This is a genomic window from Mesorhizobium sp. M0145, assembly GCF_040322355.1.
In the GTDB taxonomy this organism is placed as follows: domain Bacteria; phylum Pseudomonadota; class Alphaproteobacteria; order Rhizobiales; family Rhizobiaceae; genus Mesorhizobium.
This window is the reverse complement of sequence record NZ_JAMYTK010000056.1, coordinates 1-8,478: the sequence shown is the minus strand read 5'-3', so window position 1 is coordinate 8,478 and position 8,478 is coordinate 1. Positions and strand designations below refer to the sequence as shown.

The 8,478-nt window shown below is 59.1% G+C and carries 7 protein-coding genes; 3 read left to right on the top strand and 4 right to left on the bottom strand.

Annotated elements, in window-relative coordinates:
- Window positions 1–543 precede the first annotated feature (543 nt).
- From NKJ28_RS32735 to NKJ28_RS32725, 3 genes are read left to right on the top strand one after another with little or no spacing between them, the layout of a single operon-like run.
- Complete coding sequence (locus NKJ28_RS32735) at window positions 544–1,491, top strand: GHMP family kinase ATP-binding protein (protein ID WP_352638571.1); 948 nt, start codon at window positions 544–546, stop codon at window positions 1,489–1,491.
- A gap of 10 nt (window positions 1,492–1,501) precedes the next feature.
- Window positions 1,502–2,560, top strand: a complete 1,059-nt coding sequence (locus NKJ28_RS32730) for a cysteine synthase family protein (protein ID WP_352638570.1) — start codon at window positions 1,502–1,504, stop codon at window positions 2,558–2,560.
- Window positions 2,557–5,256 carry a lyase family protein gene (locus NKJ28_RS32725; RefSeq protein ID WP_352638568.1) on the top strand — a complete coding sequence of 900 codons (2,700 nt, stop codon included), beginning with the start codon at window positions 2,557–2,559 and terminating at the stop codon, window positions 5,254–5,256. Before NKJ28_RS32730 ends, NKJ28_RS32725 begins: the two co-directional genes overlap by 4 nt.
- A gap of 315 nt (window positions 5,257–5,571) precedes the next feature.
- Here NKJ28_RS32725 and NKJ28_RS32720 read toward each other — a convergent pair whose 3' ends face one another.
- The 4 genes from NKJ28_RS32720 to tnpA all read right to left on the bottom strand — a co-directional run bounded on the left by NKJ28_RS32720 (window position 5,572) and on the right by tnpA (window position 8,248).
- Window positions 5,572–5,805 carry a hypothetical protein gene (locus NKJ28_RS32720; RefSeq protein WP_023731894.1) on the bottom strand — a complete coding sequence of 78 codons (234 nt, stop codon included), beginning with the start codon at window positions 5,803–5,805 and terminating at the stop codon, window positions 5,572–5,574.
- A 2-nt stretch (window positions 5,806–5,807) separates the two neighbouring features.
- Entirely contained in the window at window positions 5,808–7,484 is a 1,677-nt protein-coding gene (gene tnpC / locus NKJ28_RS32715) for an IS66 family transposase (RefSeq protein WP_352638567.1), read from the bottom strand.
- A gap of 66 nt (window positions 7,485–7,550) precedes the next feature.
- Window positions 7,551–7,865, bottom strand: a complete 315-nt coding sequence (gene tnpB, locus NKJ28_RS32710) for an IS66 family insertion sequence element accessory protein TnpB (RefSeq protein ID WP_352458905.1) — start codon at window positions 7,863–7,865, stop codon at window positions 7,551–7,553.
- A gap of 29 nt (window positions 7,866–7,894) precedes the next feature.
- A complete protein-coding gene (gene tnpA, locus NKJ28_RS32705; protein ID WP_352572587.1) occupies window positions 7,895–8,248 on the bottom strand; it encodes an IS66-like element accessory protein TnpA in 354 nt (117 codons plus the stop codon).
- Window positions 8,249–8,478: the final 230 nt, after the last annotated feature.

The window sequence follows — 8,478 nt, the reverse complement described above, 5'->3', positions numbered from 1 at the left end:
GCGGCTCTCGCCCGCAAACATGATCCGAGTCCCGGCAACATGGTCGTCTGGCGCGGCATGACCTGCTTGCACGACATCGCCTTCGGCATCTCCATTGGATCAAGCCGACGATGTGGGTAATCGAAAGCTTCACCGGAGGCGTACGGCCAATCAGGCAAAGCAGGATCACTGATAAAAGCGGCGCCCCTTGCCCCTTGCACGCCCGCCCAACGAGTTTCGCCGGATGCTCCACACCTCGCAGCCAGCAACCAACAGCGTAACAGACCTTACAAGTGATTTCATAGAAGCTTTGCGAAAAAAATCGCTGCCAATGCTATGTTCGACGAACGGATCGACGGCGCCCAGGTACTCAAAAATATCCAATCCGAAACGCGTGCCAGTTCGGATGAGTATCGGCCGTGCTAGAAGCACGCTCAATGCATATGACCAGAACGCAACATGGAAATGCAAAAGTCGACATATCCCATCCTATCAGGAAGCGACCCGAGCATTTCGCTGAGAGAACTTCTTGAAGCGGCCGCCGATGAAGCTTGGAGGCCATACATGTATCACCAGACGTTCGATGGCGCAGACGCGGCCCAGAGCACAGCCGAGGATGGGCAGGAGCCAAGGATTCACTCCAGTGGCGCTCTTTGTTGCGGTACATTCGGCGAGTTGCTGCAAGGCCAACTGCCGGCGGGCTCCGTTCTTCAAGATTCTCACTTCCTGGTCACGATGCCGATCGCGCTCTTTGCGAGGGCTCTCTTCACACCGATTGCGGGCACACGATCCGTGACTGTCTATCCATCCCACAAACTCAAAGCAAAACAGTTAGCTGAGAATCTCGTGAGTGCGCTTGGCGCCTCAGGAGGAATTCTGCTTTTGCAATCGGAACTCCCTGAAGGCAAAGGACTGGCAAGTTCGTCCGCGGATCTTGTTGCGGCTGCACGGTCAATCGCGCGCTGCTTCAACCGTAGAATCCGCACGTCCTTGATCGAGAAACTAATGGCGGAGATCGAGCCATCCGACGGAGTGATGTACCCAGGGGTGGTCGCATATCATCAGCGAGCATGTCGCCTTCTCTCGTTCCTTGGGCAAATGCCGCCGCTTGCAATCGTGGGTATCGATGAAGGAGGGACGGTGGAAACCGTCGACTATGATCAACGGCGAGGTGAAATCTCCGCCAATCAACGGGCAGAATATCACGAATTACTCGACCGCGCACGCACAGCGGTTCCGCAGGGTGACACAGCCGAAATAGGCAGAATAGCTACGGCCAGCGCGCTCTTGCATCAGGAGCGGGCTCCAAAGGAGCATCTGAGCTCGATGCTGAAAATATCCGAGGCTAATAACGCTCTCGGGGTCATAGTCGCGCACAGCGGCACAATAAGTGGAATCCTGCTTGATCGAATGGCGGCCGACTTTCCACGGAAGCTTCGGTCCGTGTTCGCTCACGTATCGGTGTTCGACGACTCGCCAAAAATATATCTGACCATGACTGGCTGTTCGTGAGGTAAGCAGGATGAACGCTCTCCGCAAACGTCTGCCATTCTCCAGCTACTCTGATGCCTATGTCCTCCCCAGCATCATAAGGTGTGAGACAAATCTTTATGTTGCGCAGTTCGCGTTCATGAAGCTTCTTCCCGCGAAGTACATCATTGAGCAAGCGCTGGCTAGGGGGACTCTGACGTACGGCATGACAGTGCTCGAGACTTCGAGCGGTACCTTCGCGTTGGGTTTAGCAGTGGTCTGCCGGGAATATGGATTCCAACTGGAAATCTTCACAGACCCAGTGATGGACAAAGGTCTGGAAAACAGGTTGGGCTCCTTGGGGGCCAAAGTCTTTATGATAACCGAAAAGGCGAAGCAGGGTGGCCATCAAAGAAGCCGCCTCGATGCGTTAGACGCTAGGATGAGACAGTTGGGCCAATCTTGTTTTTGGCCCCGGCAGTACGAAACACCCGACAACCCAGCAGCCTATAAGCTCTTCGCCGACCAATTAGCGGAGATGGTAGGCCCGGACATAACGTTGGTCGGGTCTGTAGGGTCAGGCGGTTCTACTTGTGGAACGGTAGAGCGCCTTCGCCAAAAAGCGCCTGGCGCACGCCTGATCGGAGTGGACACCTTCAATAGCGTGATTTTCGGCCAACAGGATGGCGAACGCAAACTGCGGGGGCTGGGGAACAGTCTTGTCCCAAAGAACGTCCGGCATGAACTGTATGACGAGGTGCATCTCATCTCGGCTCCGCTCGCATTTGCTGCCACGCGAACACTTCACGAACGGCACGCCGTTTTCGCCGGTCCGACGTCGGGAGCAAGCTACATCGTGGGGCGGTGGCGCGCTCGGCAGTATCCAGAGGAGATCATAGTCGTCATTTGCCCGGATGAAGGTCACCGCTACGTGGAAGCTGCATACGACTGCGAGTGGCTCAAGCAGAACGGCAATCTAAATGAAGACGATCTGCTGGATGCGCCGGCGACCGAAAATCATCCCTCTACGGCTCTCCCACCATGGAACCGATATCTTTGGAAACGGAAAAGCCGGGAAGCGGTCTTAAACGTTCTGGAGCAAGTTTCATGAGCCGAGGTAGCTTCCTTTTCGTGGAAAGCAACACGACGGGCACTGGCGCACTATTGATGAAGCGGGCCCGGGTCCTAGGCTTTGAACCGTATCTCGTTACGCGCAATCCTGCGCGCTATCGGTTTCTTACGGACTCCCTCGCTCACATTATCGAAGCTGACACACGTAATTTGGATGAGCTTATCGGTGTCGCCGGCAAATTAAAAAGGGTGGAAGGAATATATTCATCGTCGGATTATTTTGTGGAATCGGCGTCACGTCTCGCCACGGCAATGGGCTTACCAGCACCGAATCCGCAGGCTATCGCTACCTGCCGGAACAAATGGAAGCAGGCGGCGGAGTTACGCCGACAATCAATCACGATCCCTGAAACTCGGCTGGCCACTTGCGCTAGAGACGTAGAAAACATTCTCGCCCATCTTACTCTGCCGGTGGTTGTGAAGCCAGTGTCCGGAAGCGGTAGCAGCGGCGTGCGGCTGTGCGATAGTGCCACAGCCGCCATCAAGGCGTTTGAGAGCGCAAAGAACGCACTGTTGGATCAAGTGGAACTGACCAGTCCCGACATCCTCGTTCAGCAATACGTGGAGGGGAAAGAATACTCTGCAGAGATAATTGCCCACGACGGCGCGCTGCATTGCCTTGGAATTCTTGCAAAGCACAAGGGTCCCACTCCTTGCTTCGTCGAGGTAGGGCACGACTTTCCGGCCCCCCTTCCTGAGCCATCCCTCCAGGAACTGGCCTCCTTTGCCGCGGGCGCGGTGTCGGCTCTGGGCCTGGATTTCGGACCGGCTCATGTGGAGTTCGTGATAACCGAGTGGGGCCCTGTCATCATCGAGGTCAACCCCAGGCTGGCTGGAGGAATGATTCCAGTCATGCTTTCGCACGCCTTGGGTACGTCAGTCCTGGATATGATAATCAAACTTTACGCCAGGGAAGCGTTCACGCCGCTTCGAGCGAGCACAAAAGCGGGAGCCATCCGTTTCCGCCTCGCTGCTAAGCCCGGCAAGCTCAAAAATCTGAGCTTTTCTCAAGATCCAGATGCGACAGTGCCGGAGGTGGGTCTTCTGAAATCTGAGGGGGAGGAACTTCAAATAAATGGTGATTTCAGAGACCGGGTAGCCTACGCCATAGGAGTTGCTGACGAACTCAATGCCGCTGCCACGGCAGCTGAACGGATGATCGATTCCGTTGTGATCGATACCGAGTCGGCTGCTAGCGAATCGGATAACAAGAAAGTCGCCGGGTCAAACCAGAGCAAGTGGAACCTGCATCCCGAAGCGATGAAGTTGCTCGCTCCGCCAATTGAAATTGTGCGTGATGGTCGCCTTCTGCGGTACCAAGCAACCATAGACGAAGCACATCTGGTGATGCTCGCGGACAAGGGCTTGGTCAGCCAAAAAGTGGCTGCCGATCTCCTCAAGCACATCTTGGCCCTCCAGGACGAGGGCTTTCAGTCTTTGGAGGGCCGCGATGCTCCGCGTGGTGTCTATCTGGCCTATGAGGCCGAACTTGCCGCAAGAGCTGGCCCCGAAAACGCTGGCTGGCTGCACCTTGCGAGGTCCCGCAACGACTTGAACGCGACCATTTCTCTCCTGGTGCTTCGGGAAGCTGTGTGTTCCATCTCTCAACAGATCGGAACTGCACAAGACGCCTTGCTTCGGCGAGTGGATGAAGCATCGAGACTTGTCGCGCCGTTGTACAGTCAGTATCAGATTGCACTCCCCGGATCGCCAGGGCACTACCTGCTTGGCGTCTTCTTCGCTCTGGCGCGCGAGCGCCAGCGCCTTCACTGCCTGCTGGACGACATCCGGAACTGCCCTCTGGGGGCAGGTGCCGGCGGAGGCACCAGCATGCCTATAGATCCCACCATGACAGCAAATCTTTTGGGATTCGAACTGCCATCATTCAATTCACTTGATGCTGTCGCAAGCCGCGATCATCACCTGCAAGGACTTTCAGTCTTCGCTGGTGTTTCAATTTTGCTCAGCCGTGTGGCCCAAGACCTACAAGTTTGGACCACGCGAGAGTACGCGCTTATCGATGTTCCTAACAATCTTGCTGGCGGCTCTTCCATGCTGCCCCAAAAGAAGAACCCGTTTCTGCTTGAACACATCAAGGGCTCGGCAAGCACCGTGATTGGCGCATACGTTTCTTCAGCAGCTGCAACCTGCAAAGCGCCTTTCAGTAACTCAATCGAGGTAAGCAACTACGGTTGCTCGTCACTAGGCCTTGCCGAGGAAGCACTAAAGCGGGCCTTAATCCTTACGTCGCTAGTCGTGAAGTTCATGTCTTTCAACATTCGGTCGATGCGTCAAAATCTGGAAGACGGCTCATCTATGACGGCCGTTGCCGCCGAACGAATGGCGTCGCGAGGTGTTCCCTTTAGAGAAGCGCACACAAAGCTTGGCGAGATCGCCAGGCGCTTGTCACTGGATAGCAGCGTGTCTGAATGCCGAAGCGAGTTGATCAAACATCTCGGTGAGGTATTGCCAGCGAGTCCTGAAGAGTGCAGGGACGCTCTGCAGTTCGGAGGCGGCCCCGGGAAAAGGTCAACCGTGGAGCAACTTTCTGCAGCAAAAGGGGTATTTCTGGACATGCAGGTCAAATGCGGGGATGTGCGAGAGCGCTGGACGCATGCTGACATGCACCGCAAGTTGAGGGTGAGAAAACTCATTGACGAGCACCAAGCCACCTGAAGGCTCGTCTGATCGCTATTGGTACGTCAAGCATCTTCGCGCTTGGAGAGAGATGTGTTGCCGGGTACCGGCGACATAGGTCGTCGCATCGTCGAGCTTCGCGGGAGGAGCCTTCAAGTCGATGATGCACTTGCTAAGAGCCTCTCTGATTGGAGTCGTTGAGGTCAAGCCACGCCTACACTTTTTTCTGTCCCGTAGGTCACTCGCTTCTCTTCGTCTCTTCGGGGTCGCCGCTCTGACCGCGTACGCATCCGGTGAAGACCGCAGACGTGCGCATCCGGCGGCCAGGAGAACCTGAGCACCGGAGTGCTGGGGTCAAGCTTTCTTTGGGGAGACGCGATGATATTCTTCGAGGAGGAGTTTGACCTCCTCGATGCCTTCATCGGTGAAGGCCAAGATCCCGTCGTCATCGTTGGCGCCGTAGACCCAGATGACGCCGTCCTCGGGCTCGAGACCGAGGGTCAGGTCCTGGATGAGCGCTTCGCTGACGCCGAGGTCCCTGGCGACACGATCGACGGTGTAGACGTGATGCACCTTATTGCGCTGCATGATCAGGCCGCCGCTGGTTGGGTCCGCAATTTTGCGGATCTCCAATTCCACGGCAGCAAATCATCGATCCGATGGGCCGGATAGGCGGGCAGTCGGGCGAGGACGTCGGCGAGCCAGGCCTGCGGGTCGACATCGTTCATCTTGGCGCTGACGATCAGGCTGTAGAGAACGGCCGCGCGCTGTCCGCCGCGATCGGAACCGCAGAACAGCCAGGACTTTCTTCCGAGAGCGATGCCGCGCAGGGCTCGCTCGGCTGCATTGTTGGATAGGCAGATCCGCCCATCGTCGAGGAACCGGGTGAAGGATGACCAGCGGCGCAGCATGTAGTTGAAGGCCTTGGTCAGGTCGTGCCCGCGCGAGAGCTTGTCGCGCGTCTTGATCATCCAGCGCTCGAGCTCGGTGACCAGCGGCGCGCTCCGCTCTTGGCGCACCGCGTGGCGTTGGGCCGGCGACAGGCCGTTGATCGCGCGCTCGATATCGAACAGGGCATCGATGCGCTTCACGGCTTCGACCGCCAGCGGATAGACCAGGTTGGGCTTCTCGCCGTGCGCCTTCTTGCGCGCCGCCGCTTCGACATCGGCCAGCTCAAACACTTTGCGTCGGCTGTGGGCCCAGCAGCTGGCCTCCAGAACAGGCGCCGGCTGACGACCCGTCGCATAGAGATCGCCATAACCACCAAAGGCATCGGCCTGCAGAATGCCGCTCCAGCCGGCGAGATGCGCCGCGGGATGTTCGCCTCGGCGATCGCGGGAATAGTAGAACACTGCCGCCGGCGGATCGGCGCCGCCGAACGGTCGGTCATCGCGCACATAGGTCCATAATCGGCCGGTATCGGTCTTGCCCTTGGCCAGGACCGGCACCGTCGTGTCGTCGCCGTGCAGACGCGAAGCGGCCAGCACATGGGCTTCGAGCTGCTTGAACAGCGGCATCAGCGCCGCGGCGCCGGCGCCGACCTGGTCGGCGAGCGTCGACAGGCTGAGCGGCACGCCTTCGCGGGCATAGCGTTCGGCCTGGCGGTTAAGCGGCTGATGCTGGCCGAACTTCTCGAACAGGATCATCGCCAGCAGGCCGGGACCGGCCCAGCCGCGCGGGGTGGCGTGGAAGGGCGCCGGAGCCTGGCTGATCGTCTCGCAGTCGCGGCAGGTGAACTTCTCCCGCACGTGCTGGATCACCTTCCATTGCCGCGGCACCACCTCCAGCGTCTCGGTGATATCCTCACCCAGCTTGCGCAGCCGATGACCGCCACAGCAATGGCAAGCGGCCGGCGCCGGCTCGACCACGCGTTCGCGCGGCAGATGCTCGGGAAATGGCTGGCGCGCCGGTCGCTTGCGCATGTAAGGCGCCACCTCGGTGGTCCGGGCCGCGGCCTGTTCGGCGGCGATCTCGTCTTCCGTCGCGGTGCTCTCGAGTTCCTCGAAGGTGAGTTCCATCTGGTCGTGCAGGCGGGCTGAGCGTTCAGAACTCTGACCATGCAGCGCCCGCTGCAGCTTCCGGATCGTCAGATGCTGATGCGCGATCAGCGCCGCATCATCCGATGCCTTGGCCCTGGCGACCGCCAGTTCGGCCTCGACCAGCGCAGCGCGCGCGGCCTCGTCTTCGGCTCTGGCCAGCGCCGCGGTCAGCGCTGTTCTCAGCGCGCCAATATCGTCCGGAACAGCATCCTGGGCGGTGGCAACCATGCCCTGGAGTGAATCATAAAACGCGTCCGCTGACTCGCGGAAAATGGCGCAAACTCAAAGAAAAACTCAGCCCGCCCGCTGCGGGCGGAACGTGTGAAGCGGGTTGCGCCAATCGATCCCGTCGAGCATGTAGGCGAGCTGCGCCGGTGATATGGAAACCGTGCCGTCCGCCGGCGATGGCCATAGAAACCGACCCTTCTCGAGCCGTTTCGCATACAGCGACATGCCGAGCCCATCATGCCAGATAATCTTGATCAGATTGCCGCTGCGGCCGCGGAAGACATAAATATCGCCGGCATGCGGGTCCCGGCCCAGCGTCTCCTGAACCTGCAGAGCGAGGCCTTGCATCCCGCGACGCATATCGGTCCGGCCGACCGCCAACCAGATCCGCACCTGGCTCGGAACCGGGATCATGAAACGCCCAGCGCCTTCACCATCGCTGCCGCCAGTGTTGGCGGCGTGGTCAGCGGAATCCGCAGCCGCACCTTGCCGGCGACCTCCAGCTCGATCACCGCTGGGGATGCCGCCGGCCGCGAAACGGCGACAGGCTCATCGGGAGCCACGACAACTTCGGCAAAGCCCGTCTCGCGGGCTCTCATCGTGCGGCGCCACTTGTAGATCAGGCTGGTCGCGACATCGTACTGACGGGCCACCGCCGCCACTGTGGCCCCGGGCGCGAATGCCGCCGCCAGTATCCGGCACTGATCCGCTTCACTCCAACGACGCCGCCGCTCCGGCCCGGTCAATAACGTCATATGGCTCATGCTGTGCTGCTAACTTCGCTCGTAAGGACGACCTTAAGAGCCCAGCCTCGCTACCGTGCCATCCTCTCGCAAGGCGGCCTTCGCCGGAGGGTATCCTGACCGCCGCATGATCATGCGCCGCAGGATCGGAGTACGCCTCTGGCGAGGCTTTTGATTACCCACATCGTCGGCGGGCCTATTGCCCCGTATGAATCTGCCGTGATTCTGTCCGTGACGCCGAATCACGGAGG